Origin of the sequence: Sphingomonas sp. 4RDLI-65 (genome assembly GCF_049472435.1) — a bacterium.
In the GTDB taxonomy this organism is placed as follows: Bacteria; Pseudomonadota; Alphaproteobacteria; order Sphingomonadales; family Sphingomonadaceae; genus Sphingomonas.
The window spans coordinates 116750-142877 of record NZ_JBCEBT010000001.1 but is presented as its reverse complement, the minus strand read 5'-3'; the positions used below and the strand labels follow the sequence as shown (position 1 = coordinate 142877).

Annotated in this window: 27 protein-coding genes; 11 read left to right on the top strand and 16 right to left on the bottom strand. The window is 67.9% G+C overall.

What is annotated here, in order from left to right; translation table 11 throughout:
• Positions 1 to 138: 138 nt before the first annotated feature.
• The gene (locus tag VH567_RS00575; protein WP_423322279.1) at positions 139 to 504 is read right to left on the bottom strand and encodes a hypothetical protein; all 366 of its coding nucleotides are present in this window, start codon (positions 502 to 504) and stop codon (positions 139 to 141) included.
• Complete coding sequence (locus tag VH567_RS00570; protein ID WP_423322278.1) at positions 501 to 1730, bottom strand: class I SAM-dependent methyltransferase; 1230 nt, start codon at positions 1728 to 1730, stop codon at positions 501 to 503. Before VH567_RS00570 ends, VH567_RS00575 begins: the two co-directional genes overlap by 4 nt.
• A gap of 227 nt (positions 1731 to 1957) precedes the next feature.
• Here VH567_RS00570 and VH567_RS00565 point away from each other — a divergent pair, with 227 nt between their 5' ends.
• On the top strand, positions 1958 to 3307 hold the full coding sequence (locus VH567_RS00565) for an MFS transporter (protein ID WP_423322277.1): 1350 nt from the start codon (positions 1958 to 1960) through the stop codon (positions 3305 to 3307).
• Between the two features lie 45 nt (positions 3308 to 3352).
• Here VH567_RS00565 and VH567_RS00560 read toward each other — a convergent pair whose 3' ends face one another.
• From VH567_RS00560 to VH567_RS00545, 4 genes are all read right to left on the bottom strand, one after another.
• Positions 3353 to 3646 carry a DUF1330 domain-containing protein gene (locus tag VH567_RS00560; RefSeq protein ID WP_423322276.1) on the bottom strand — a complete coding sequence of 98 codons (294 nt, stop codon included), beginning with the start codon at positions 3644 to 3646 and terminating at the stop codon, positions 3353 to 3355.
• 89 nt (positions 3647 to 3735) lie between these two features.
• Positions 3736 to 5274: an FAD-binding oxidoreductase gene (locus VH567_RS00555; protein ID WP_423322275.1), complete on the bottom strand. Its 1539-nt coding sequence runs from the start codon at positions 5272 to 5274 to the stop codon at positions 3736 to 3738.
• Positions 5275 to 5281: 7 nt separating this feature from the next.
• Positions 5282 to 6400 carry a class I SAM-dependent methyltransferase gene (locus VH567_RS00550; protein WP_423322274.1) on the bottom strand — a complete coding sequence of 373 codons (1119 nt, stop codon included), beginning with the start codon at positions 6398 to 6400 and terminating at the stop codon, positions 5282 to 5284.
• Positions 6397 to 6705 (bottom strand): hypothetical protein, encoded by a 309-nt coding sequence (locus VH567_RS00545; protein WP_423322273.1) that lies wholly within the window; start codon positions 6703 to 6705, stop codon positions 6397 to 6399. Before VH567_RS00545 ends, VH567_RS00550 begins: the two co-directional genes overlap by 4 nt.
• 309 nt (positions 6706 to 7014) lie before the next feature.
• Here VH567_RS00545 and VH567_RS00540 point away from each other — a divergent pair, with 309 nt between their 5' ends.
• Positions 7015 to 7869: a hypothetical protein gene (locus VH567_RS00540; protein ID WP_423322272.1), complete on the top strand. Its 855-nt coding sequence runs from the start codon at positions 7015 to 7017 to the stop codon at positions 7867 to 7869.
• Positions 7870 to 7974: 105 nt separating this feature from the next.
• Here the strand turns inward: VH567_RS00540 and VH567_RS00535 are convergent, their stop codons facing one another.
• The 5 genes from VH567_RS00535 to VH567_RS00515 are packed head-to-tail and all read right to left on the bottom strand — an operon-like array spanning position 7975 to position 12404.
• Positions 7975 to 8991 (bottom strand): zinc-dependent alcohol dehydrogenase family protein, encoded by a 1017-nt coding sequence (locus VH567_RS00535; protein ID WP_423322271.1) that lies wholly within the window; start codon positions 8989 to 8991, stop codon positions 7975 to 7977.
• A complete protein-coding gene (locus VH567_RS00530) occupies positions 8988 to 9905 on the bottom strand; it encodes a polysaccharide deacetylase family protein (RefSeq protein WP_423322270.1) in 918 nt (305 codons plus the stop codon). Before VH567_RS00530 ends, VH567_RS00535 begins: the two co-directional genes overlap by 4 nt.
• Positions 9902 to 10795, bottom strand: coding sequence for a polysaccharide deacetylase family protein (locus VH567_RS00525; RefSeq protein WP_423322269.1), 894 nt, complete (start codon positions 10793 to 10795; stop codon positions 9902 to 9904). The genes VH567_RS00530 and VH567_RS00525 overlap by 4 nt, the downstream gene beginning before the upstream one ends.
• On the bottom strand, positions 10792 to 11478 hold the full coding sequence (locus VH567_RS00520; protein ID WP_423322268.1) for an isochorismatase family protein: 687 nt from the start codon (positions 11476 to 11478) through the stop codon (positions 10792 to 10794). The genes VH567_RS00525 and VH567_RS00520 overlap by 4 nt, the downstream gene beginning before the upstream one ends.
• Positions 11475 to 12404 carry a hydroxymethylglutaryl-CoA lyase gene (locus tag VH567_RS00515; protein ID WP_423322267.1) on the bottom strand — a complete coding sequence of 310 codons (930 nt, stop codon included), beginning with the start codon at positions 12402 to 12404 and terminating at the stop codon, positions 11475 to 11477. Before VH567_RS00515 ends, VH567_RS00520 begins: the two co-directional genes overlap by 4 nt.
• A gap of 106 nt (positions 12405 to 12510) precedes the next feature.
• On the opposite strand from VH567_RS00515, the gene VH567_RS00510 reads away from it, so the two are divergent.
• The 7 genes from VH567_RS00510 to VH567_RS00480 all read left to right on the top strand — a co-directional run bounded on the left by VH567_RS00510 (position 12511) and on the right by VH567_RS00480 (position 19886).
• Positions 12511 to 13710, top strand: a complete 1200-nt coding sequence (locus tag VH567_RS00510; RefSeq protein WP_423322266.1) for a CaiB/BaiF CoA transferase family protein — start codon at positions 12511 to 12513, stop codon at positions 13708 to 13710.
• 2 nt (positions 13711 to 13712) lie between these two features.
• Positions 13713 to 15086, top strand: a complete 1374-nt coding sequence (locus VH567_RS00505; protein ID WP_423322265.1) for a 3-isopropylmalate dehydratase large subunit — start codon at positions 13713 to 13715, stop codon at positions 15084 to 15086.
• A gap of 1 nt (position 15087) precedes the next feature.
• On the top strand, positions 15088 to 15711 hold the full coding sequence (gene leuD / locus VH567_RS00500; protein WP_423322264.1) for a 3-isopropylmalate dehydratase small subunit: 624 nt from the start codon (positions 15088 to 15090) through the stop codon (positions 15709 to 15711).
• Positions 15708 to 16550 carry an alpha/beta fold hydrolase gene (locus VH567_RS00495; protein ID WP_423322263.1) on the top strand — a complete coding sequence of 281 codons (843 nt, stop codon included), beginning with the start codon at positions 15708 to 15710 and terminating at the stop codon, positions 16548 to 16550. Before leuD (VH567_RS00500) ends, VH567_RS00495 begins: the two co-directional genes overlap by 4 nt.
• A 117-nt stretch (positions 16551 to 16667) precedes the next feature.
• Positions 16668 to 18035, top strand: a complete 1368-nt coding sequence (locus VH567_RS00490; protein ID WP_423322262.1) for an MFS transporter — start codon at positions 16668 to 16670, stop codon at positions 18033 to 18035.
• Positions 18025 to 19059 carry a Gfo/Idh/MocA family protein gene (locus tag VH567_RS00485; RefSeq protein ID WP_423322261.1) on the top strand — a complete coding sequence of 345 codons (1035 nt, stop codon included), beginning with the start codon at positions 18025 to 18027 and terminating at the stop codon, positions 19057 to 19059. Before VH567_RS00490 ends, VH567_RS00485 begins: the two co-directional genes overlap by 11 nt.
• Complete coding sequence (locus tag VH567_RS00480; protein ID WP_423322260.1) at positions 19056 to 19886, top strand: formylglycine-generating enzyme family protein; 831 nt, start codon at positions 19056 to 19058, stop codon at positions 19884 to 19886. The genes VH567_RS00485 and VH567_RS00480 overlap by 4 nt, the downstream gene beginning before the upstream one ends.
• Before the next feature lie 21 nt (positions 19887 to 19907).
• On the opposite strand, the gene VH567_RS00475 is transcribed toward VH567_RS00480, so the two are convergent.
• From VH567_RS00475 to leuC, 4 genes are read right to left on the bottom strand one after another with little or no spacing between them, the layout of a single operon-like run.
• Positions 19908 to 20678 carry an SDR family NAD(P)-dependent oxidoreductase gene (locus VH567_RS00475; protein WP_423322259.1) on the bottom strand — a complete coding sequence of 257 codons (771 nt, stop codon included), beginning with the start codon at positions 20676 to 20678 and terminating at the stop codon, positions 19908 to 19910.
• The gene (locus VH567_RS00470) at positions 20675 to 21304 is read right to left on the bottom strand and encodes an isochorismatase family protein (RefSeq protein WP_423322258.1); all 630 of its coding nucleotides are present in this window, start codon (positions 21302 to 21304) and stop codon (positions 20675 to 20677) included. The genes VH567_RS00475 and VH567_RS00470 overlap by 4 nt, the downstream gene beginning before the upstream one ends.
• Positions 21301 to 21924, bottom strand: a complete 624-nt coding sequence (gene leuD / locus VH567_RS00465) for a 3-isopropylmalate dehydratase small subunit (RefSeq protein WP_423322257.1) — start codon at positions 21922 to 21924, stop codon at positions 21301 to 21303. Before leuD (VH567_RS00465) ends, VH567_RS00470 begins: the two co-directional genes overlap by 4 nt.
• On the bottom strand, positions 21921 to 23345 hold the full coding sequence (leuC, locus tag VH567_RS00460; protein ID WP_423322256.1) for a 3-isopropylmalate dehydratase large subunit: 1425 nt from the start codon (positions 23343 to 23345) through the stop codon (positions 21921 to 21923). Before leuC ends, leuD (VH567_RS00465) begins: the two co-directional genes overlap by 4 nt.
• A 213-nt stretch (positions 23346 to 23558) precedes the next feature.
• Between leuC and VH567_RS00455 the strand changes: the two genes are divergently transcribed.
• A complete protein-coding gene (locus VH567_RS00455) occupies positions 23559 to 24218 on the top strand; it encodes a hypothetical protein (RefSeq protein ID WP_423322255.1) in 660 nt (219 codons plus the stop codon).
• 133 nt (positions 24219 to 24351) lie between these two features.
• On the opposite strand, the gene VH567_RS00450 is transcribed toward VH567_RS00455, so the two are convergent.
• Positions 24352 to 25239, bottom strand: a complete 888-nt coding sequence (locus VH567_RS00450; RefSeq protein ID WP_423322254.1) for a VOC family protein — start codon at positions 25237 to 25239, stop codon at positions 24352 to 24354.
• A 124-nt stretch (positions 25240 to 25363) separates the two neighbouring features.
• Here VH567_RS00450 and VH567_RS00445 point away from each other — a divergent pair, with 124 nt between their 5' ends.
• Complete coding sequence (locus VH567_RS00445) at positions 25364 to 26086, top strand: hypothetical protein (protein ID WP_423322253.1); 723 nt, start codon at positions 25364 to 25366, stop codon at positions 26084 to 26086.
• The last annotated feature ends 42 nt before the right edge of the window (positions 26087 to 26128 follow it).

The following is a 26128-nucleotide window of genomic DNA, read 5'->3' as shown; positions in this document are numbered from 1 at the left end:
ACTGCCATTTCCGCCGTCCCGTCCTCCCGCGAAGGCGGGATCCAGGGTTACGGGCGGTAGCGTGGGTGGCTCCTGGGCCCCCGCTTTCGCGAGGGAACAAGAAGTGGGTCGGGGACTTCGGTCGAGAGGCCTACAGGCTCACCCCTCAGCGATCTCCGCGATCGTCGAGCGATACCCCTCATGCGTCGCAGCCTGCCCGGCCTCATGCGCGTCCTTGCGCATCAGGTAGAACAGGCGCTCGAGGAAATCCTGTCGCCAGGCCTCGCGCGTCTCCAGCGCGGCCTGGTCGAGTTCGAGCGTCTCGATCCCCGCGGCGAGGTCGATGCCGTGCTTTGCCGCGACCCGCTCGACCGAATCCAGCCGGTCGTGGACGACGGAGATCTCGTTCGCCAGCACCATGATCATCGACATCGCCTGGTCCATGCCAGGCGCTTCGTAGAACACCGGTCGCTTGCCCTTGGCGTCCTTGACGACGTGCGGGCGTTCCTGGGTTTCGGTCGTCATGCTGCCATTGCCTTTTCGAGGGGTTTGCGGGCGATCAGGACTTCCCAGCCGCCGCCGGGGGCGAATTCGCCCGCGGTGAAGTCGCGCTCGGCGACTGCGGTCGCGGACTCCTCGCTGTAGCCGCCGCCCTGCGCAGCGAACTCCATCACCGCCATCGGCGCGGTATCGAAGCGGACTTCGGCGCGGTCGAACCCGGCCTTTTCGGCGAGCGCGACCTGATCGGTATCGCGCATCGCACCCCAGAACGGCTCGTTGTTATACCAGGTTTCGTTGTCGAGGATGAACTGCGTGAACGGGTCCATCAGGTCGAACGGCGGCAGATCGGCGTGGATCATGTAGCCGCCCGGCGCCAGCAGCCGTGCGCATTCGTCGAAGATCCGCGGCATCGCCTTGCCGCTCGTTTCGTGGAGCAGGATGTGGCTGACGATCAGGTCGAAATGCCCGTCGGGGAAGCGTGTCTCCTCGGCATTCATCTGCGCGAAATTGACGTTCAGGCCGAGGCCTGCGGCGCGCGCGTGCGCGTAGCGGATCTGCGGGGCGGCGACGTCGATCCCCCAGATCTCGGCGTCCGGGAACAGCTCCGCGTAAGGTAGCGTCGAATGGCCGACGGTGCAGCCCATGTCGAGGATGCGCTTGGGCGCGAACCCCTTGAGGTTGCGCTTGACGTAATTGCAGACCGACCGACCCATGTCGTCGTTCATCGGCCCGGTATAGCCCATCGCGTAGAGATAGACGCCGCGATCGTAGAGCACGCCGACCGACACGTCGTCGGGCGCGACTTCGGTCGCATAGCCGCCCGGCATGCAGTGGATGTCTAGCGCGGTGATGTAGCGCGGCGTCTCGAATGTCTCGGGGATGTCGAGCACCGCGGTCGACCCGGCCGACAGTGCCTTCGCCTTCTCGATCAGCTCGGGCAGCTCGCGCTCGACGCTGATGTTGGTCGATTCCCAGAGCAGTTCCTGCGCGGTGCGGTTGGCCGAGGCGTAATGCTGGAAATACAAATCGTCGACCATCGCGGTGCGGATGTCGCGGCGGTCGGCGGGCGCGCGGCCATGCTCGCGCTCGAACGCCTTCGACACGCGACCGCCATAGACGGGGCCGAGGCCGGGAAGCAGTTTCGCCTGGATGAACCCCTTGAAACTCTTGGTGAACTCCTGCCGCGAGGCTTCGTCATGCGTGACGCGCGGCAGCATGGGATGCAGCTGCTGCTGGAAGGTATTGAGCATGTCAGAGGACTCCGTTGCCAGCGTCGCAGCGTGCGGCAAAGCAGGGCTAGCGACAAGCACCGACCCCGTCGACTATCCGCCAGGCGACCATTGTCCCGCCTGGACATGGCGAGACCGAGGTGCAAGGCGCCAGCTTCGCCGCTTGATCGCTGGGGCTGGAGTTGCACGATGAAGAACGGGACGATCGAGGGCGCGCCATACAGGTGCGCCAAGCGCGGTGGGCGCGCATGTCGGTGATCGCGGATACCCGCCCCGCGGGGACGCTCGGGCTCGGCGCGCAGCTCGGCTATGGCGTCGGGCAGATCGCCGGCCAGGTCTTCCGCGACGTTCCCTCGCTGTTGCTGCTCTTCTTCATGACCACCGTGCTCGGCATCGCACCGGCGATCGCGGGCACGGCGATCTTCGTGCCCAAGCTGATATGGGGCGTGGGTTCGGACATGCTGGTCGGCATCCTGTCCGATCGGTGGCAGCGGCGGATCCAGCGACGCTATTGGCTGCTCGCGGGGGCGCTCGGCGCGCCGGTCGCGATGGTGCTGCTGTTCCATGTGCCGGAGGGCTCGACCAGCTTGCGGGTTGCGTATGTCGCCTGCGTGTTCAGCCTGTACATGATGGTGTTTGCGAGCTTTTCGGTGCCGTATCTTGCGATCGCGGGCGAGCTGACGTCGGACTCGCGCCAGCGCAACGTGATCATGGCGTGGCGGCTGGTGTTCACCGCGGTCGGCGTGCTGACCTCGGGTGCGGTCGCGCCGGCGATCGTCCAGAGCCAGGGCGGCGGGCAGGGCGCGTACGAGACGATGGCGCTGGTGCTCGCGGTGATCTGTCCGCTGGCGCTGCTCGCGGCGTTCTTCGGATCGGGGCATGCCGCCAAACAGAGCGCCTATGTCGCGAACGGCGAGGCCCGCGTGCGGCTGTCGCCGCGCGAGGCGATCGGCGTGCTGTTGGCGCCGCGCTTCTCGGTGCTGCTCGGGGCGAACCTGTTGCAGCTGATGGGCGGCGGCATGGCCTATGCGTCGATGCTGTATTTCCTGAGCTACAATATGGTGCGCACCGATGCGTTCCAGCTGATCGGCGGACTCGTGTTCGTCGCGTGCGCGGGGATCGTCGTGTCGCAGCCGATGTGGGTCGCGGTCGCGGCGCGGATCGGCAAGCGCCGCGCTTATGTCGCCTCTACCGTGGTGTTCGCGGCGACCTATGCGGTGTGGGCATTCGCCGCGCAGTGGGGCACGGTCGCGGCCTATGTGCTGTCGTTCGTCGCGGCGATCGGCAATGCCGGGTGGACGATGCTCGGCTTCTCGATGATGTCCGACATCGCCAGCGAGGACGATCGCCATTCCGGGCTGTATGCGGCGGCCTGGATCGCGACCGACAAGATCGCGTTCGCGCTCGGCGGCACGTTGCTGGTGGGGTTGATGCTGTCCGCGTTCGGATTCGATTCGGCGCGCGCGGTGGCGGGCTTGCCGCAAGCACCCGGCGCGCTGATCGGGGTGATGGTGACGTTCGGGCTGGCCCCGGCGGCGCTCAACGTGCTGGGCGCGATGATCCTGGCGCGCTGGGGGCGGGAGCAGGCGGGTATCTAATCCTCCCCCCGGGCGGGGGGAGGATCGTAGGAACGGGCTTTCGGTTCAGTCGGGAACGACCAGCAGGCGGCTCTCGACCGTTCCCGCGCCTTCGCGCAGCGCCGCGCCCGCCAGATATTCGGCCGACTTGGCATAGCCGCGCGCGGCGTCGGCGCTGGGAAAGCGGCTGACGACGACGCGCTCTTCGGGGTTTATGTCGCCTTCGAGCACCTCGAACACCTTGCCGCGGACGACGTATTCGCCGCCATGCTTCTCGCTGAGCCCGGCGATCGCCTGGACATAGGCGCCGAACTTGACCGGATCGGTGATGGTGACGGTTGCGACGATATAGGCGGCCATGGCGTGTTTCCTCGTGCTGATGATGACGTCTCAGCGTAGGCGAGGGCGGTCGTCGGCGGGCTCGGGAAGGGCCGATGCCCGCCTGCCGGTCAGAGTCCCAATACGCCGGGGTTCATCAGCCCTTGCGGGTCGAGCGTGTGCTTGATCGCCTGCATCAGCAGCGACGCCTGCGGGTCGAGCCGGTCGCGATACGGGTAGGTCCGGCCGATCTGGAAATGCGCAGCGCCGTGCTGCTGGTACAAGTCGACGATGTCGCGCTTCAGCCGGTCGACATAGTCGCGGACTTCGGCATTGTCGGGAAAGTCGGGCTGCGTCGCGAGATGCTCGGGCGTCAGCATGTGCGGGTGATAGACGGTGCGCGCGTCGGGCCAGTACAGCGCGATCTCGTACAGGAAACCGTTCGGGCCGACCGGGCTGAACATCGTGCCGACCCATATGCCGAGCCGCGCCATCTCGACCTTGCGCGTCGCATAGAACGCCGCGAGCGCCGCGTGGAACGGCACGACGTCGCTGTGGCGGAGGACGCCGTGCAGCGGCACCCAGCGCTCGCCGCCCGGACCCAGGATGTTGGTCAGCGGCGCAAACGGCAGCGCGCGGACGAAGCTCGGCACGCTGTTGGCGGTCTCCCGTCCGTACGGCGCAAGCACCGCGCGGAGCCGTTTCGCGCGCGATGCGGCCTCGGCCTGGTCGACGCCTTCGAGGATGAAATGGCACATATAGGCGCCCGCGCGCATCGCGTCGTCGCCGGCCAGCGCCATCCGCACGAGCTGCCGGATCGCACCGATCTTGCCCGGCGCATTGCGCAAAATCTCGCCGGCGATCCGCAGCCGGGCACCAAGCCCCGCCTGCCGCCCGATCTGCCCCTGCGACAGCGCGAGATCGAGGCCGAAGTGTGAATCGTCGAGCTTTTCGCGCTGCGCCAGTCGCACGCCGTTATGAAACGCGGCGAAGTCGTCGAACGCGAACGTCACCGCCTCGAAAGCCTCGCGCGCGGCGATCAGCGGCAGGCGGATCGTCGCCTTGATCCCCAGCGCACCGCAATCGCCGGTGAAGAGGCCGGTCATGTCGGGGCCGTAATGCCGCGTCGCCTCCGAGGGGCTGGTGGTGAGCAGCTCGCCGGAAGCCAGCACGACGTCCATCGACACCACCGATTCCGCCGACAGCCCGTATGCGCCGCTGCCGTGGCTGAGCGTGTTCTGGCTGACGCTGCCGCCTACCGTCGCTGCGAGGCCCGAGAAGGGGCCCCAGAACGGCGTGCGCAGGCCGTGCACCGCCAGCGCATCCTTCAACCGCGCCCAGGTTACGCCCGCGCCGACCGTCACCAGTGCGTTGTCGATGTCGACCGCTATCGTATCGAGCCCGGCGGTGTCGAACAGCACGTGGCCGCCCGCGTCGAGCAGATAGCCGTCAGTATAGGATGCGCCGCCGCCGCGCGGCACCATCGCGACGCCTGCCGCCGCGCAGATCCGCACTGCCGCCTGCAACGCCGCGACCGTCGTCGGCCGCACGATCAGCACCGGGCTGGCCGAACCGCGATAGACGTCGTGGCCCATAACGGTCCGCAACGCGGAGTCGTCGTTGACTGCCGCAGCGCCGAGTGCGGCGACGAGCTGTTCCTTGAGCGTCATGCCGCGATCATTTCACGCCCGAGACGACGAACCAACACGCGAATGCGCCGCTCGACACCTTCGAGAACCCGTCATTGCCGCGTTGCGCGGCGGGCGTGCTGAGCTGGTAGCCGACCATCACGTCGCGGAAACCCGCCGCCTCGACCAGCGCACCGTGATCGATCGTGGTCGCGCCGTGCCACCAGTTTTCGTTGTTGTAGAGGCTCTCGAACGCTGCCGACAGGTAACTCCACGGATCGCCGTCGTCCTGCCGGGCAGGTACTTCGAGATGGACCATGAGGCCACCCGGCCGCAGGATCCGGTGCGCTTCGGCGACGATCGCCGCGACCGCCTCGTGCGAGGTCTCGTGGAGCACCGCACAGGTATAGACCAGGTCGAAATGGTCGTCGGGAAATCCGGTCGCCTCGGCATCGGCCTGGACGAAATCGATCGCCGCGCCGACATGCTCCGCGCGGGCGTGGGCGTAGCGCAGGATCGCGCCGCCGACGTCGATCCCGATATGCTGCGCCTCGGGGAAATACGCGGCGACCGGCACCGTGCTGGCGCCAACGCCGCAGCCCATGTCGAGCGTGCGGGCGGGGGCGAAATCGGGGGCGCGGTGGAACACGTGCGACATCGCCGCATGGCCGCGACCGTCGTTCATCAGCCCGCCATTGCGTCCCAGCAGATACACAGCACCACCGCGGTCCATGATCGCGCCCTGGCGGATATCGTCGTCGCCGCGGTCGCTCGCATAGCCGCCCGGCATGAGATGGACGTCGACGTCGGCGAGATAGGCGGGCGCGGTGAAATCGGGATCGACGACTACCGATCCCTTGGGCTCCGCGATTTGCGCGCGCGCGGTCAGCTCGGGCAGCTGGCGATCGACCGATTCCGCGATCCGCTGCCACAGCATTTCCTGCGACAGGCGGCGCAGGCTGGTCCACGACCGGTAGACGTCGTCGGCCATCATCCGGTCCTGCAACGCAAGCCCCTCGTCACCGGTGGCAGCAGCGACAGTCTGCGCGATCGACCGTTCGATCGCGCCGATTTCGAGCAGCTGCATCTTGAAGTCGCGGATGAAATATTGCGCGGCGCGCTCGTCGTGCGACGGCTCGGGCATCATCGGGTGGATCGACGAGATCATGCTGCGAACCCCCGTGCCTGTTCGGTGGCGGCATCGCGGAGCGGGCGGAGGACACCGGCCACCAACGTGCGGCGCTTCAGATCGCGCTCGCCCTGCGCCTGTGCGTCGGGCGCGAACGCCTCGATTGCATGACGCGTCACCAGCGCGTTCGCGTCGAGCAGCCGCTCGACCGTATCGAGCCGCTCACCCATCACCGCGACCTCGCCGAGCAGCGCGACGACCATCGCCGACAGTCGTGCGACTTCGGGGTCTTCGCCGGGAATGGCCCGACGCGGGCGGGCGATGGTGCGGAGCGGGTCGGTCATGCGCCTGGTCTCGATGCAGAATGTCGTACGGAATGTGGACCCCGCGCTATCCGGTCGCACGCCCGCTGCGTGGTCGATCGGACCGTCTATCCGACACGCGGATAAAGAGAGCGCAACGAAGGACTAACACGGTCGGGCGACCTCTTTGTATTCGCATGGAAACGTCGACCGATCCACGCGCCCGTTCCGGTGCCGAAGAGATGTCCTTCGATCGTTCTCGTCATCCACCCGCGGTCGCGGCGATCGCGCGGCAGGGCCCGCTGAACCGGCCGGGTTCCCCAATCAAACGAGTCATGGAGTGACGACGATATGAACCGTGCACCGCTGATCCTGTCCGTGGGCATTGCCGATGCTCGCCTGTCCGACCCGGTATGGGCGGGCGAGATGATCGCGCTTGCCGACCAGGCCCGCATCGCGCTGCTGCTGCTCGGCGACGGGCATGCCGCCCCGTTCGATCCGATGGCGGTCGCGCAGTGGCTGACCCCGCGCGCCGGATCGGTCGGGCTGGTGCCGACGATCGATACCGGAGCCGATACCGGGAGCGCTACCGGGGGCGATACCGGGGGCGAGCCGTCGTCCGACGTCGCACGCGCTCTATCGGCGCTCGATGCGCAGACTGGCGAGCGCTCGGGCTGGCAGCCGTCGACGCTGGTCCAGCCGACCACGGGCGAAAGCGTGGCACACGGCGTTGCGTTCGTCGCCGCGATGCGCAGCCTGTGGGCGGACGCGGACGTCGGCCCCGATCGCCGCGCTCGGTCCGACGGCGCCGAAGTCGATCACGGCGATCGGGGTGGCAATGCCGACGTGCTCGATGTCGCGCGTCCGTCGCACGGCCATCCGGTGCTGGTACAGACTGACGCCGACCCGCTGTGGTCGCAGGTCGCAGCGGATGTCGTCATCATCGACATGGATTCACCAAAGCCGCCGCCGGGTCCCAAATGCCTGCTCCGGACCTATACCGCGCTCGCCGGGCTCGACCAGATCGAGGCGCTGTACCATGACGGGATCATCGATGGCATCCACCTCACGCCGCCCTTTCCGCGCCGGGGGTTGCAGGAGTTCGCCGACACGATGCTGCCTGCGCTGATCGAACGCGGCCTGCTCCCGCGCGCGCGCGCCACCGGTACGCTGCGCGAGCGGCTTGGGTTGGGAATGCCGTCTTAGTCTCTACCGCTGCTTTTGGTCTCCCGCGATGGCGGGAGACCAGACTGGGTTCCCGCCTGCGCGGGGAAACAGGCTTTGCATGGCGGAGGGAAATGCGCCCCGCGGTCAGTCGAGCTTGATCAGTACCTTGCCGACATGATTGCCCGATTTCAGATGCGCATAGGCTTCGGCCGCGTCGTCGAACGCGAACACCTTGTCGATCACCGGCATGATCGTGTTCGCCTCGACCGCGCGGAGCAGGCGGACCAGCATCGCGCGGCTGCCCTCGGCGATGCCCTTCAGCGTCAGGTTCTTGCCGATGATCGCGCCGTAATTGGGCAGGCCGCCGGTCGCCGCGCCTGCCAGCGCGCCGATGATGACGATCCGGCCGTTCGGTGCGGCCGCCGCGATCGACTGGCTGAGCGTCGCCTGGCCGCCGGTCTCGACGACGATGTCCGCGCCCTTGCCGCCGGTCTGCTTCATCACTTCCGCCGCCCAGTCCGGCGTGGTCCGGTAGTTGACGAGGATGTCCGCGCCGAGCGACTTGGCGAAGGCGAGCTTTTCGTCGCTCGACGAGGTGATCGCGACGCATGCGCCGTTCGCCACCGCGATCTTCAGCGCGTAGATCGAGACGCCGCCGGTGCCGAGCGCCAGCACCACGTCGCCCGCCTTGACGCGGCCGACCTCGACCACCGCGTTCCAGGCGGTCAGGCCGGCGGATGCGAGGATCGCCTGCTCGTCGCTCACGCCTTCCGGTACCGGCACCAGCGCGGCACCGGGGACGGCGATCCGTTCGGCCAGCCAGCCGTCATGCGTGATGCCGAGATCGTTGCCGAATGCGGCGGGTGAGAAGTCGCCGTCGAGCCACGTCGTGAAATGCGCGAAGATGGCGCGGTCGCCGACCTTCACCGTCGTCACGCCGGCGCCGATCGCGACGACCTCGCCGACGCCTTCGGACAGCGGCACGCGCTCCGTGGGCCGCTTCGCGCCGTAGGTGCCGGCTAGCACGAGCATGTCGCGGTGGTTGAGGCCGATCAGCCGCACCTTGAGCACCGCTTCGCCCGGCCCAGGCACCGGATCGGGGCGCGTGGTTGCGGTCAGCGACCCTAGGCCGTCCTGCGCGCCGATCTGATAGGCTTTCACATCTGTCTCCTGAAAATGTCGGCGAGGTCGTCGCCGCGCGCGAACCCGTTGGTCGGGCGTGCGGCGAGGTCGGCCAGCAGCGCCTCGAAGGCGTCCATCCGGTAGGGCAGGCCGATGATGTATGGCGTGAGGTGGAGCGGCAGCAGTCGCCCGCCGCCCTGCGTCATGGCCTCTGCGGACAGCCAGTCGTGCGCGTCGCGGATCTGCTCGGCATAGCTGTCGACCGACTGTTGCTGGACGTTGAGGATCTGGCGATCGGAGAGCTCGTGGTTGAGCGGTATGTTGACCAGGCCGTTCGCGAACGCCCACGGCATTTCGTCGTTGGTCCAGTCGCAGCAATAGTCGACGCCTGCCTCCTTCAGCAGACGAACCGTGTTCCAGCTCTGCGACCGCGCGATCGAATGCCAGCCGCGCGGGCGGGTGCCCGAGACGCGTTCGAGCGTGTCGAGCGACCGGGCGATCAGCGCGCGCTCGTCGGCCTCGGGCAGGCCGGTGGCGATCGTGCCGTTCATGTCGGTCGCGTGCGCGATGATCTCGTGACCCGCGTCGACGATGTCGCGGATGATCACGGGATAGCGCTCGGCGATCGCCGAATTCGCGGCGACCGACACCTTGGCGCCGACCTTCGCGAACGCATCGAGCAGGCGGTAGAACCCGACGCGCGTGCCATAATCGCGCGCGGTGTAATGGCGGTAATCGGGGTAGACCGTCTGCATGTGGCCCGGCGCGCAGAACGGCACGTCGGACGGTGTGATCGGAAACCATTCGAGGCTGACGACGATCCAGGTCGCAACGCTCCTGCCGTCCGGCCATGCGATCGGTGGACGCTGCGGGAGCGGGGTGTAGGCGTAGAGATCGTGGTCGTAGCCGAGCCGACGCTTGGGATAGGTGAGATAGGCGGGATCGAGCGTCATGCCATCTGTCCCCGATAGGCGTCGGCGATGTCGCCCGCGCGCGTGATCCAGGCACGGCCGTCGGCGGCGATGTGTCGCAGCACCTCCTCGAACGCGCCGATCCGGTGCGGCTGGCCGATCAGGTAGCTGTGGAGCGGGATGCACATCACCGTGCCGCCTGCGCCGCCAGCTTTCTCGGCCTCGTCGGCGAGCCGCTCATATTGGCGGATCAGCGTCTTTGCGTATTCCCGCGGGCTCATGTTGTAGATGAAGAAGCCGTAATGGTCGTTGACCTCGAGACTGTACGGCATCGAGATCAGGTCGCCGCTCGCCGTCTTGACCGGCATCGGCTGGTCGTCGTGGTACAGGTCGCAGGTGTAATCGAGGCCGTATTCTGCGATCAGGTCGAGCGTGCGCGGGGTGTGCGTCAGCGCAGGCGCGAGCCAGCCGCGGATCGTCTGGCCGGTCGCCTCGCGCACCGTGCGGATCGAATCCTCGATGATCGCGCGTTCTTGGCGCTCGTCCATGCCGTAGGAATAGCGCGTGTTGTAGATGCCGTGGCTGAAGAACTCCCAGTCGCGCGCGGCGCCGTCGGCGACGACCTCCGGGTGATGCTGGCACAAGGCGACCGACAGCGAGACCGAGCCGGGGAAGCCGTGCTTGCTCATCACGTCGGCCATCCGCCAGTGGCCGACGCGGTTGGCGTGGTCGCGGTGGCTGTAGCCGACGACGTCGGGATGCGGCTTCGCCCAGCTCTTCCGATGCGGGTTGGCGGGCGGGTCGATCTCGTAATATTCGAGGTTGGGCGACACCCACACCGCGACTTTCTTGCCGCCGGGCCAGACGATTGGCTTCCGGTCGCGATAGGGGCTGAAGTCGTACAGGCCGGGATCGGATGCGCCTTCGATCATGGGCGAGCCTCCAGCCAGTCGATCACCGTCTGGACCGGCTCGACGTCCGCGTATTTGAGCTGGAGATCGGTCAGGTTCGCGAAATGATAGCTCTCATGCTTGTCCGCGCATGTCTCGATCGGGACGATCGTGCGGTAGCCTCGGCTGAGCGAGTCCACCGCGGCGGCACGGACGCAGCCTGAGGTGGAGCCGCCGGTGATGACCACGGTGTCGACCTTGTGCCAGACCAGCAGGCTCTGCAGCGGCGTTTCGAAGAACGGCGACGGCATCCGCTTGGTGTAGATGGCGTCCTTCGCATGATCGATCTCGCAGCGATCGTCGAACGCGTGCCGAGGTGAGCCGTATTTGATGTTCTGCAAGCTGTCCGGCGTATCGGTCCGCGTGCCCCAGACGCCTGCGTCGCTGGCGTCGTCCATGTAGGCGACGTGCGTCCAGATCACCGGCATGCCCTTTGCGCGGGCGAGGCGCGAGAGCGTGTTGGCGTATTCGATCTGGCGCGGGTCGGTTTCGTAGGCGGTCTTGAACTCGTCGATCCGGGTATAGGCGTTCTGGAAATCGATGTTCACGATCGCGAGCTTCTCGCCGAACCCGAATTTCGTGCGGGTCGGATTGGCCATGACCGCCTCGAACAATTGCCGTGCGGTCTTGTCCTCGCGGACCATCCTGGTGCCGATAATCGTCATGCCTGCCTCCAGCCGAGCGGAAGTCCCGCGTCGGGGAGGAAGCCGAACAGCGGCTCGCCGGGCAGAGCCTCGGCCAGGATTGACCGCACAGCGACCAGAGCGTCGAGGTCGATCCCGGTGCGCAGACCCATCGCGGCGAGCATGAAGCACAGGTCCTCGGTGACGATATTGCCCGAAGCGCCCGGTGCGAACGGACACCCGCCGAGACCGCCGAGCGAGGAGTCCAGCGTCGTCAGCCCGCATTCGAGCGCCATCAGCGCGTTCGCCAGCCCGAGCCCGCGCGTGTTGTGGAGGTGGATCCCGGTCAGCGCATCGTCGCCTGCCGCACGCTTTACGAGCGTGATCAGCCGCTTGACGGCGAAGGGATCGGCGTAGCCGGTCGTATCCGACAGCCCGACCTCGTCGCACCCCGCTGCCATCAATCCCTCCGCGAGTCGCGCGATCTGCGCATCGGGGATCGCGCCCTCCAGCGTGCAGCCGAAGACGGTCGACAGCGATCCCTCGAAATGCGGGCGCTCGCCCTCGGGCAGCGTCTTGATCATGTCCGCGATGGTCTTTGCCTCGACCAGCACCTGTGCGTGCGTCCGGCGAAGATTGGCGAGGCTGTGCGTCTCGCTGACCGACAGCGGCAGCGTGATCTTGTGCGCGCCCGCCTCGATCGCCGCCGCTGCGCCCTTGGCGTTCGGCACGAGGACCGCGACCGTCAGGCCGGGGATGGTGCGCGCGTGCGCGACGATCTCGGCGGTGTCGGCGAGCTGCGGGAGGAGTTTGGCGGGGACGAAGCTGCCGACCTCGATCTCGCGCAGCCCCGCTGCGGCCTCGGCGGTGATCCACGCCTTCTTGGCGGCGGTCGGCATGATCGTGGCGATGCTCTGCAAGCCATCGCGCGGGCCGACCTCGCTCACCAGTATGTCGATTTCGGTCATTTGTTCCGGTCCTCGGATAGTCGGCGCGGTGCGGTGGTCAGCGATGGCGCGCGGCGCGCAGGGTGGCGACGGATCAGGAGAAAGTGACCGGATGTCGGATACGGAAATGTCCCCGCTCAGCGGGCTGCCGCTCGCCGGTTTGCCCCTCGCCGGGCTCAAGGTCGTCGAGTTCACGCACATGGTGATGGGCCCGTCGACTGGGCTGATCCTCGGCGACATGGGCGCCGACGTGATCCGCGTCGAACCGATCGGCGGCGACCGCACGCGCCGGCTGCTCGGCTCGGGCGCGGGCTATTATCCGATGTATAATCGAAACAAGCGCAGCGTGTGCCTCGACCTCAAGTCCGAGGGCGGCATCGCGGCGGCGCGCGCACTGGCAGCGGACGCGGACATCGTCGTCGAGAATTTTCGCCCCGGCGCGCTCGATCGGCTCGGGCTCGGCTACGACGCGTTGTCGAAGGACAATCCCGGCCTGATCTATTGCTCGGCCAAGGGCTTCCTCGCGGGTCCGTACGAGAACCGCACCGCGCTGGACGAGGTCGCGCAGATGATGGGCGGGCTCGCCTACATGACCGGGCCGCCCGGCCGGCCTTTGCGCGCCGGCGCGTCGGTGATCGACGTCACCGGCGGGATGTTCGGCGTGATTGGGATACTGGGCCTGCTCGAACGGCGGCACCGCACGGGCGCGGGCGGTCAGGTGAGATGCTCGTTGTTCGAGACCACCGCGTTCCTCGTCGGCCAGCACATGGCGCAGAAGGCGGTCACCGGGATCGCCGCGGCACCGATGCCCGCCCGCATCTCGGCCTGGGCGATCTACGACGTGTTCGCGTGCCGTGAAGACGAGCAGGTGTTCGTCGGTGTGGTCAGCGACCAGCAATGGAGCGCGTTCTGCGCCGCCTTCGCACTCGACGATTTCGCGAGCGACGCGACGCTGGCGCTCAACAACGACCGCGTGCTGGCGCGCGACCGTATCCTGCCGAGGATCCGCGCGCTATTCGCGAGCCTCGACAGCGCCGAACTGCTGGCGAAATGCGAGGCGATCGGCTTGCCGGTAGCCCCGATCGCTCGCCCCGAAGACCTGTTCGACGATCCGCACCTGAATGCGCAGGGCGGGCTCGTCGACCTGCAGCTCCCTGGCGGTACTGCGGCGCGTCTCCCGGCGCTCCCGATCGAAGTCGACGGTGCGCGGTTTGGCGTCCGCCACGACCTTGGCGAGCCCGGTGCGGACTCGCGCGTGCTTTTGCTGGGTGCGGGCCTGTCCGTTGAGGCAGTCGACGCGATGTTCGCATCCGGCGCGGCGGGCTGAGCATGGGCCTGACGATCTTCGAGAAGATCTGGCGCGATCATGAGGTCGCGCCGCTCGCAGACGGTGGCCTGATCCTGATCGACCGCGTGCTGCTCCACGAGCGCACCGGCGGGATCGCGCTGCAAAGTCTCGCCGAAGTCGGTCGCACGGTCGCCGCCCCCCGGCAGGTGTTCGCGACGATGGATCACGTCGTCGACACGCTTCCCGGCCGGACCGATCGCACGATCATGCCGACCGGCACCGACTTCATCCGCGCCACCCGCGCCGAAGCCGACGCGGCGGGGATCACGCTGTTCGACATCGGCGATCCGGGGCAGGGGATCGTCCATGTCATCAGCCCGGAACAGGCGATCGTCCTGCCGGGCGTCACCCTGGTCTGCCCCGACAGCCATACCTGCACGCAGGGTGCGCTCGGGGCGCTCGCCTGGGGGATCGGCTCGACCGAGGCGGAGCATGCGCTCGCCACGCGGACTCTGCGCGTGCTGAAGCCAAAGACGATGCGCGTCACGATCTCAGGCGCGTTGGGTCGCGGCGTGACGGCGAAGGACCTTGCGCTCCACATCCTCGCGAAGCACGGTTCGAGCGGCGGACGTGGCCATGTCGTCGAATATGCCGGCGAAATCGTCAGCGCACTCGACGTCGAGGCGCGGATGACTTTGTGCAACATGGCGACCGAATTCTCCGCCTTCACCGCGATCATCGCCGCCGACGACAAGGTCTTCGCCTATCTGCAAGGGCGCCCGCATGCCCCCAAAGGCGAGTCCTGGGATGCGGCCGTCGCCTATTGGCGCACCCTCGCCACCGACGCCGATGCGGTGTTCGATGCCGAGATCGCGATCGACGCCACCGCAGTCGCGCCGACGATCAGCTGGGGGATCAGTCCGCAGGATTCGGTCGCGATCGACGGCATGGTCCCGGCCGACGCATCCGATCGCGCGCTCGCCTATATGGGGCTGGCCGCGGGCGACGCGTTGCTCGGCCTGCCGATCGATGCCGCGTTCATCGGCTCATGCACGAACAGCCGCCTGTCCGATCTCCGCCGTGCCGCTGCTTTGCTTGATGGGCGCAAGGTGGCGGACGGTGTGCGCGCGATCTGCGTGCCCGGCTCGACCGCGGTCAAGCACGCTGCCGAAGCCGAAGGGCTCGACCGTATCTTCCGCGCCGCCGGGTTCGAGTGGCGCGAGTCCGGCTGCTCGATGTGCTTCTTTGCCGGCGGCGAGAGTTTCGGCGCACGCCAGCGGGTCGTGACCTCGACCAACCGCAATTTCGAAAGCCGGCAGGGTCCGGAAACGCGCTCGCACCTCGCCAGTCCCGAGACGGTGGCCGCCAGCGCGATCGCCGGGCGGATCGCCGACCCCCGCCTGCTGGAGCGTTGAGATGGAGCCGTTCACACGTCTGACCGCCGTTGCCGCGCCCTTGCTGCGCGACAATATCGACACCGACGCGATCATTCCTTCGCGTGAGATGCGGTCGGTGTCGAAGACCGGCCTGGCCGACGGCCTGTTCGCCGGCTGGCGCTATATCGGCATCGGCACGCGCGATCGTGACCCCGATTTCGTCCTGAACCAGCCGGCCTACGCGACCACCCGCATCATCCTTGGTGGCGCGAATTTCGGCTGCGGCTCCAGTCGCGAGCACGCCGCCTGGGCACTCGCCGAATATGGCATCCGCGCGATCGTGGCGTCGTCGTTCAACCCGATCTTCCAGGGCAATTGCATCCGCAACGGGATCGTACCGGTGACGCTCGATGCGCTGGCTATCGCCGCGCTGGCGACCGCCATCGCGCCCGACCCGCAAGCGCGCCGGCTGACTATCGACCTGCCGACGCAGACCTTGACCGCTCCCGACGGCACGACGCACGCATTCCCGATCGCGGACGAGGCGAAGGAGATGCTTCTCGATGGTCTCGACGCGATCGATCTGACGCTCAAGCGCCGCGTGGACATCGATGCGTTTATCGCCGCCGATCGTCTGCGCCGCGCCTGGGTCTATGCGGCATGACGATCCGCCGCGTGTTTATCGACCTGCCCGACGGCCAGCTCCACTATCGCCGGGCCGGGCCAGTGACGGGGACGGCGAGCCCTATCTTCCTGCTTCATGCCTCGCCCGGCAGTTCGCGCCAGCTCGTGCCGTTGATCGCCGGACTTGCCGAGCGATACGACGTCGTCGCCCCCGATACGCCCGGCAACGGCGACAGTACGCCGCTGCCGATCGCGGCGCCGACCATCGCCGACTATGCCGCCCGGCTGCCGGCGTTGCTCGACGCGCTCGGGCTCGACCGGGTCGCGGTCTATGGCTCGCATACCGGCGCGGCGATCGCGGTCGAGCTCGCGATCCTCGCGCCCGATCGCGTCGATCGGCTGATCCTCGACGGCATCGGCATCTTCACGCCCGAGCAGCGCGACGAGCAGCTTGCCCGTTACGCACCCGCGTTCACGCCCGATCTCGACGGCGGCTATCTGATGCGTGCGTTCCAGTTCTGCCGCGACCAGTATCTCTTCTATCCCTGGTACGACCGTACGCGTACCGGGCGTCGCGATGGCGGCGTCCGCCCGGCCGCGGACCTTCACGCCTGGCTGGTCGAGGTTCTCAAGGCGGCCGAGACCTATCCGCTCGCCTATCATGCCGCCTTCGCGTGGGACGCGGTCGTACGCCTCCCGCTCGCAGAGCAGCGCATGCTGTTGCTGGCGGCGGAAGACGATCCGCTCGCCGAGGTGACGCGCGATGCCGAGCGACTGGTGGCCGAGGGCCGGTTCGTCGCACTGCCTCGCTACGACGCTCCACATTTCGGGCCACGGCGCATCGCCCTGATCGCCCAGTTCCTCGCCGATCGGGCATGATCCGGATTTAGGTCCGGCGTCCTGCCCGCCACGCGATCACGGCGGGTGCGACCGGATATTTGCCTGGCGATATGTGGCTCTTGTCGTGGCGACGACACCAGACGCAGGACTTCGCCGATGCACGACAGACCCGCCAATACTCTGACGACCGCGGTCAAGGCGGGCTATGGCGCCGGACAGATCGCCGGGCAGCTGTTCCGCGATGCGCCGTCGTTGCTGCTGCTGTTCTACCTGACCAGCATCATCGGCATGCCGCCCGCGATCGCCGGTGCCGCGATCTTCATCCCGAAAGTGTTCTTCGGCGCGGTGTCCGATCTCGGCATCGGCATCCTGTCCGACCGGCTGGTGGACAGGGTGCCGCGGCGGCGTTGGCTGCTGATCGGCGCGGTGATGGCGCCGCTGGCGATGGTCGCGACCTTCGCGGTGCCCGATGCCGCGTTGTGGGTGCAGGTCGGGTATGTCGCGTTGGCGTTCAGCGTCTACATGATCGCGTTCTCGACCTTCTCGGTGCCCTATCTCGCGCAGTTCGCGGAGATGACCGACGATCCCGGCGAGCGCACCGTGCTGATGGCGTGGAAGCACGGCATGACCGGGGTCGGCGTGCTGCTCGGCGCGGCGCTGACGCCGGTGCTGATCCACCTGCTCGGGGGAGGGCGCGCGGCGTATCTGATCGCGGCGACCGTGCTCGGGCTGCTCTGCGCGGCGACGTTGCTGATCGCGTGGGCGGCGGCGGGGCGGATCCGGGTAGTCCCGCGTGTGAAGCGCGTGCTGACCTTGCGCGCGCTGCTCGGCGTGCTGGCCTATCGCCCGTTCGTCGTGCTGTGCGCGTCGGCGGTGGCGATGACCGTGGCGGCGGGCATGTCCTATGCCTCGTTCGCGTTCTTCGTGACCTACAACATGGCGCGCAGCGACGCGTTCGTGCAGATCGGCATCATCTCGACGATCATGGCGGTGGTCGTCATGACCGGCTCGCCGCTATGGGTGTATGTCGCCCGGCGGATCGGCAAGAAGAACGCGTATCTGGTCGCCGCGATCGGCCACGCGCTGACGATGCTGGTGTGGTCGCTGTCGGCGGATGCACCGATCGGCATGGTCTATGTCTTCGGCGCGTGCGTGGGGTTCTTCAACACCGGCTGGGGGCTGGTGATGCTGTCGCTGCTCGCCGACACGATCGCCGGATCGCGCGCCGAACGCGGGGACGACCGCGCCGGCTCGTTCTCCGCGGTGTGGACGATCATCGAGAAATCCGGGATCGCGCTGGGCGGCACGCTGATCGCCGGGTTCGTGCTGTCGGCGGCCGGGTTCAGCGCCGCGCTCGCCAAGCAGGGCGGGGTGCAGCCGGCGTCGGCGCTGACCGGTATCGCGTTCGCCTACGGCGTGCTGCCGGGGATACTCAAGCTGATCGCCGCCGCTATCGTCTGGCGCTTCGTACCGGCGGATCTGGTCAAGGCCGTACCGGTGAAGGCGCCTGTCCATGCCGGCTGATCCGCTCCGCATCGCCGTGATCGGCTGCGGCCGGATCGCCGAAGCGCATTTCGACGCGATTGCAGCGTTGCCTTCGCTCGCGACGCTGGTCGCGGTGGTCGATCCCGATCCGGCGCGGGCCGCGACGGTAGCGGCGGAGCGGGGCGCCGCCCACGCATTTACGACTCTTGCCGAGGCGCTCGCGCTCGACATGGTCGATGCGGTGATCCTGTGTACGCCCAACGCCTGCCATGCGCCCCAAACGTTGCAGGCGCTTGCGGCGGGCAAGCATGTGCTCGTCGAAAAGCCGATGGCGGAGAACGCTGCCGATGCGCAGGCGATGGCGGATGCGGCCGACGCCTCGGGTCGTGTGCTGGCGGTCGGCCACACCTTCCGCCACGGCGCGGTGGTCCGTCATCTCCTGGACCATCGTGCCGAATTCGGCTTGCTCCACGCGGTCGAGGTGTCGCAATGCGTGTTCTGGGATGGTCCGCAGGCTCCGTGGTGGGCGACACGTGCGCCCGAAGATGGCCTGATCCTGTCGCTGTTCGCGCCGCATGCGCTCGATTTCGTCCAGCTGGTGATGGCCGACGACCCGGTCCGCGTCCATGTCGAGGCGGCGCGGCACCAGGATGGCTGGCGCGGCGAGGACGAGGCGATGATCCTGCTCGCTTATCCGGGGCGGCGGATGGCGACCCTCCACCTCAGCTATAATCAGCGGCACGTGGTCGATCGCAAGACGCTGTTCTTCGATCGCGGCGTGCTGCGGATCGAGGATGGCGAGTGGCTCTACTGGAACGACGTGCCGATCGTGCAGCCGGTGACGGGCACGATCGACAATCCGCGCAGCATGAGCGGGCGCGACCTGTCGGGCTATTTCCGGACGCAATTGGGCGAGTTCGTCGCCGCGGTTCGCGGCCGGCCGCACCGCAGTTCGCTGCACGGCGATGGCCACCGCCTGATCGCCTTGCTCGACCGCGTCCGCGCGTCGGCCCGGGCCAATGCCGCCGACATGGTCGACGGCCCTTTCGAGGAGTCCTTATGAGCCTGACGTCACGTCTTCTCGCCTGCGCGGTCCTTGCGCTTCCAGCGGCGCTTTCCGGCGAGACGGTGCCGTACCGGATCGGCGCTGCGTTCAGCGATTGTGTCGATTGCCCGGACATGGTCGTCGTGCCGCCCGGCCGTTTCGTGATGGGTTCGACGCAGGAGGAACGGACCAAGCTCGGTGCGATGGCGATCTTCGACAGGATGGAGAGCCCGCGGCATCCGGTGTCGATCGCGTATAAGTTTGCGGTTGCGCGCTATTCGGTGACGTTCGCGCAGTGGGATGCGTGCGTCGCCGATGGCGGCTGCGATGGCTATCAGCCCGACGACGCGGGCTGGGGCAGGGGCCGACGACCGGTCATCAACGTCGATTTCGCCAATGCCAACGCCTTTGTCGCGTGGCTCAAGGCGAAGACCGGCCAGCCCTATCGCCTGCTGAGCGAGGCCGAATGGGAACATGCCGGTCGCGCAGGCACCACCGGCTGGTGGTATTTCGGCAATGCGATCACCCCCGACAACGCCAATTACGCCAAGAACCGCGATCGCACCGCGCCGGTCGGCAGCTATCCGCCCAACGCGTTCGGGCTGTACGACATGACCGGCAACACCGCGCAATGGGTGCAGGACTGTTATCACAACGGCTATGAGGGCGCGCCGGCGGATGGCTCGCCGTGGTTGAAGGACGCCGATTGCGCGGTCCGCAACGTTCGTGGCGGCGGTTGGGACCTGCAAGCGTGGAGCGTCCGTATCGCGCAGCGGATCGGCGATCCGATCGCGATCAAGAACACGCATCTCGGCTTCCGCGTCGCGCGCGATCTGCCGCAATAGGGGTTGCAGTGACGCGCGGCGTCAGCGCCCCCCGGTCACGTCGAGCGTCACGCCGGTAATGTAGCTCGCCTCGTCCGACGCGAGGAACAGCACCGCATCGGCCACCTCGCGCGGGGTGCCGAGGCGGTGCAGCGGGGTCATCCGGCTCGGCGCGTATTCGAGTCCGTCGGCGTCCATCTTGCGCAGGTACGGCCCGGCCAGCTCGGTATCGATCGGCCCCGGCGCGACCGCGTTGACGGTGATGCCGTGGTCGGCGAGTTCGATCGACAGATCGCGGATGAAGCCGTGGATGCCGGCCTTGGCGGTCGCATATGCGCACGCGCCGACGTGGAACGCGTTCCAGACGGTGCCGTTACGCGCACCCGACGACAGGCAGATCACCCGGCCATAGCCGCGCGCGATCATGTGCGGCACGGTCGCGCGCGTGAACAGGAACGCCGAGCGCAGGCTGAGCCGCATCGTGTGATCCCAGTCCTCGACCGACAGATCCCAGATCCGCCCCGAGCGCCCGCCGCCGACATTGTTGACGACGATGTCGATCTGCCCGAACGCGGCGACCGCCTGCTCGGTGAGCGCCGCCGCCGCCGTCTCTTCGGTCGCGTCGCCCGCCAGCCCGATCGCGGTGCAGCCAAGCGCCGCGACGTCGGCCAGGATCGCTTCCAGTGCCATGGCATCGAGCTCGATCAGCGCCAGCCGCGCGCCCTCTTCGGCGAAGCGCAGTGCGATTGCGCGACCGATCCCCATGCCGGCGCCGGTGATCAGCGCGACCTTGCCGTCGAGCCGCGCGGTCACGGCTTGAGGCCTTGCAGGAACGCGACCGCCTCGTCCTCGCGCACGACGTCGGCATATTTGGCGTTCATGTCGAACAGGTTCGCGTCGTGCGGCGCGGCATGGCGGTCGCCGCACGCATCGGCGATCACCGCGGTCCGGAAGCCGTGCGACATCGCATCGACGCAGCTCGCGCGCACGCAGCCGCTGGTCGTCAGCCCGGTCAGCAGCACGCTGTCGACGCCCAATGCGGTCAGCGTCGACGCGAGCGACGTGCCGAAGAATGCGCTAGGATATTGTTTCGAGATCACCAGCTCGTCGGGCTCGGGCACCAGCCCCGCGGGCCACGCGCCCATCGGATTGCCGGCGAGGAAATGGCGCAACGGCGCGGCCTTCTCGTAGAAGCGCCCGCCGTCGATCGCGGTCGGGTGATAGACCACGTTGGTCAGGATCACGGGAACGCCCGCAGCGCGTGCCGCCGCGCGGATGCGCAACGCCGACGCCAGCGCATCCGCGACCCCCGAATACAGATCGCACGCCGGATCGAAATACCCCTGGCAGAAGTCGATCATCAGCAGCGCGGGCCGCGCGCCGAAGCCGATCCGCTTGCCGTACACGCCGGCGTAATTCGCCGCCAGATCGTCGCTCATGCCGCCGTCTCCTGCTCGTACAGCCAGGGCTGCACGCGGTGTTGTCGGTTCTCGAACGCTGCGATCTCGGCACCGCGCGCGTTGAGGATCAGGTCGGTCTCGTCCCAGCCGTTGAGCAAGGCGAGCCGCTGTTCGGGATCGACCGCGAAGGTCAGCGGCGGCAGGTTCTCGCTTGCGATCACCTGCGCATCGAGATCGACGACGAAGCTGCGGCCGCCCTGTGCCGATGCCATCAGCGAGGCGACGATCGCATCGGGCAGGACGATCGGCAGCACGCCGTTGCGGAAGCAGTTGCCGTGGAAGATCTCGCCGAAGCTCGGCGCGATCACGCAGCGTATGCCGTGCCCGAGCAGCGTCCACACCGCCTGTTCGCGGCTCGATCCCGAGCCGAAATTAGCGCCCGCGATCAGGATCGGGGCGTCGCGCCACGGTGTCCGGTTGAGCACGAAGCTGGCGATCTCCGCGCCTTGCGCATCGAAGCGACGATCGTGGAACGCGTAGCGGCCAAGCCCGTGGCGCTCGGTGATCAGCAGGAAGCGCGCGGGGAAGATGATGTCGGTATCGACATTCTCCTCCGGTAGCGGCGCCGCGGTGCCGGCGAGGCGATCGAACTTCATCATGCGGCCGGCGCTCCCAGCGTGCGGATATCGACCAGATGGCCGGCGATCCCGGCAGCCGCCGCCATCGCCGGGCTCATCAGATGGGTGCGCCCGCCGGGGCCCTGCCGGCCCTCGAAATTGCGGTTCGAGGTCGATGCCGAGCGTTCGCCGGGTGCGAGCCGGTCGTCGTTCATCGCGACGCACATCGAACAGCCGGCATGCCGCCATTCGAACCCCGCCGCGCGGAAGATCGCGTCGAGCCCCTCGGCTTCGGCCTGATGCTTGGTCGCGGTCGAGCCCGGCACGACGATCGCGGTTACCCCGTCCGCGACGTGCCGCCCGGCGACGATCGCCGCGGCCGTGCGGAGGTCCTCGATCCGGCCGTTGGTGCACGAGCCGATGAACACCCGGTCGATCGCGATCGCCTGCAATGCGGTGCCGGGCGCCAGGTCCATATAGGCGAGCGCCTTTTCCAGCCGGCGGCGTGCGCTCGGATCGGCGATCGTCGCGGGATCGGGCACGCTGGCGGTGATCGGCGCGCAATCCTCGGGACTGGTGCCCCAGCTGACGTGCGGCACGACCTCGCCGAGATCGATCGAGACGATCCGGTCGAACACCGCATCGTCGTCCGATCGCAGCGTCCGCCAATACGCGACCGCCGGGGTCCATCGGTCGCCGCGCGGCGCGAGCGGGCGGCCTTCCAGATACGCGAAGGTCGTGTCGTCGGGTGCGATCAAGCCGATCCGGCCGCCTGCCTCGATCGTCATGTTGCACAGCGTCATCCGCGCCGCCATCGACAGGCTCGCAATGCCCGGCCCGGCATATTCGACCGCATGCCCCGCCGCGCCCATGGCGCCGACGCGGGCGATGAAGGCGAGCGCGATGTCCTTGGCTGAGGCATGCGGCGAGAGCGTGCCGGTCAGGTCGACGCGCATCGTCTGCGCGCGCTTCTGCTTGAGGCATTGCGCGGCCATGACGGTGCCGCATTCGCTCGCGCCGATCCCGAAGGCGAGCGCGCCGAACGCGCCGTGCGTGGTGGTGTGGCTGTCGCCGCAGACGAGCGTGATGCCCGGCAGCGTGAAGCCCGCCTCGGGGCCCATGACATGGACGATGCCCTGATCCTCGCCGTCGAGCCGGTGATAGGGCACCGCGAACTGCGCGACATTGGCCTCGAGTTCGGCGACCTGCGCGGCGGCCAGGGGGTCGGCGATCCGCTCGCCACGGCTGCGCGTCGGCACCGCATGATCGGCGACCGCGAGATGCGTCTCGGGCCGTCGCAACCTGCGTCCGGCGTCGCGGAGCGCCTGGAACGCCTGCGGGCTGCTCACCTCATGGACGAGGTGACGGTCGATATAGAGCAGCGCGTCGCCACCCTGTCGATCGGGGGTCAGCTCGGCGACGACGTGGCTGTCCCACAGCTTGGCATACAGGGTCGATGGCATGCCGCGACCCTAGGACGCGACGCGACCCGACGGGCATGACGGCGGGCGGCTATCCGAAGAGCGGCCAAACCTCCCCGTGACGTGTCCGCCAGGCGACCGGCGGCATGATCCCTCCAATGGCGGCAGCGAAGCGCCTTAGGATCACCGCGGCGCAGGGCTTGCGACGACCGCGACGTCGCCGGGCGCGCGGGCATTTTTCAAAGGACCGACCTCATGGATCTGGCGACAGCGCTGTTCACGCTCCTGCACGTGCTCGTGCTGGTCTATTGGCTCGGCGGCGATCTGGGGGCGTTCTATGGATCGAATTTCATGGTCGATCCGAAGCGGACCGTCGTCGAGCGGACGATGGCGCTGAAGATCCTCAATAACGTCGACATGGCGCCGCGCACCGCGCTGATCCTCGCGCTGCCGACCGGGCTCGTGCTCGCGTGGCTGAAGGGGTGGCTGGACCTGCCGACCTATGTCCCGGTGACGGTGGGGATCGCGTCGCTCGGCTGGCTCGCGCTCGCCTGGGCGGTGCATCTGAAGCATGGCGGGGGCGATGGGGTGAAGCGGCTCGATATCGCGATCCGCTGGGGGATGCTGGCGGTGCTGTTCGGGCTTGGGTTTGCGGGCTTGGTCAAGCTGATCGCACTGCCGCTGTTCATCGCGCTGAAGCTGATCGTGCTGGCGACCTGCATCAGTTTGGGGCTCGTCGTGCGGCGCCAGCTGGTGCCGCTATTCGTGGCGATCCGCCAGATGATCGCGACCGGGCCGACGCCCGAGACCGACCGGACCATCGCCGCGGTCAACGCCAAGGCCCGGCGGGTGGTGATCACCTTGTGGCTGCTGCTGCTGGTCGCGAGCTATCTCGGTATCGCCACGCCGGTTTGAGCCCCCCTACTACCACCCCGGCGAAGGCCGGGGCCCAATTGGGGGACGGTGATGATTAGCGGTGCGCGCCGTTACTGCGACCTTGCCAATTGGGCCCCGGCCTTCGCCGGGGTGGCGTAGGTGAGGAGAGCGCTTACCCCTCGATGATTTCGAGCAGTGCGCCTTCGGGAGTCTTGAGGATACCGACCCGTCGGCCCGCATAGAGTATGCCGTCGCGGACCACCGGCTCGGAAAACCAGTCGGGGGCCAGCGTGTCGAACGCGGGATGGAGCAGCGTGCAGATCGACACGCCTGGGGGCAGTGCGCCGGGATGGCCGGGGCGCACGACGGTGCCCGCCGGATACTGGTCGAACTCCAGGAACACGTCGCCGTCCCATTTTGCCGTGACGATCTCGTGCAGGTCGCTCATCGGCAGGTCGAACGCCTTGCTGATCATCGAATAGCGGATCGCGATCGGGGCGGTCATGGCGAGCTTCAGCGTGCGCGCGAACCAGTCGACCGTCGCGCGCATGTCGGGGCAGGCGAGCACCAGGATGAACAGCTTGTCGATCGGCGAACCGGCGCGCGGCAGGCCGCTGTCGGGCGCGTCGGTGGTGACCTCCGTGAAGTAGAGCGTCTCCTGCTCGGGCCCGCGCACCTGCATCGGGAAGATCGTGTCGATGCCTGCGATCCGCGTCGGTGGGCCGATCACCGGATAGGGCGAACCCGGCTGCCGCATCCGCGCATCGACCGCGAGCACGTCCTGCACGCAGATCTCGATCGCCGCCCAGCCAAAGCTGCGGATCGGCAAATACGCCGGCACCGGATCGCCTTCGACGAAGCGCAGGAACACCTCCGCACCCGAGGCGGGCTGGCAGATCGCATACCGACGCCCGGCGGTGGCCGGCGTGCCCCAGGCGGCGGCGAGGTCGGCGGGGACTTCGCCACGTTCGACGACGCGGTAATCGAGCCATTCGGCGAACCGGGCGACGGTCGCGTCGAGATCGAGGACGGTATGGGTAGCGCAACGCAACAGGTTCATGACGGCTCCACGGTGAAGGCAAGGAGAGACTGCTGTGCGGATAGCATCATGCGACCGCGCTGCCGGGGCGCCGACTTGATCCTATCACGCATGCTTCGAGGGTCTTTTCGGGGAAGCACGCAGCATGCAGCATCGCACCATCACGGGGAAAATCCTCTACACGTCGCGCCGTCCCGAGCGGATGGGCGAGGAACGCGGGCGCGAGGATTTCACCTTCACGATCCATTCCGACGGCAAGCGGACGTTCCGCGCGCTCTGCGAGATCGAGGAGCCGGCGCCGACCGTCATGCGCGACATCACCTATTCGATGGACGAGAACGACGTGCCGATGGACTGTTTCGTCCGGCTGACGATCGGCGACCGGTTCATGGGCGCGGGGCTGTTCATCATCGGCGACGGCCATGTCGAGTGCGAGAGCTATGGCCCGTCGATCGGCCGCGTCTCGCAGCGGGTGAAGATCGTCGGGCCCTATGACGGCTTCGGCACGCACCCGATCCAGGGCGACGCGTACATCACCAAGCGGCTCGACATCGCGCGCGGCCCGCACACGCATCAGCTGCGCACGTTCCTGCCGTCGATCGACCACCGCGGCGCCACCCCGCCGCTGATCGCGGAGGCCAACATGCAGCTGTCGTATATCGGCGACGAGACCGTCACGGTCGCGGCGGGGACGTTCGCCTGCCGCCGTTTCCGGTTCGGCGACGAACATGGCGGGATGGCGAGCGACAAGGGCGCGCACCCCGACTACGATCTGTGGGTGACCGCCGACGACGACGCGATCTTCGTCCAGGGCGGGGTCGGCGGCTATATGCAGACCTGGTACGAACTGGTCGAACTCAAGCGCTGACGCGCGGTATCGGGCGGGCGGGCGGCAGTGCGATCGCCGTGC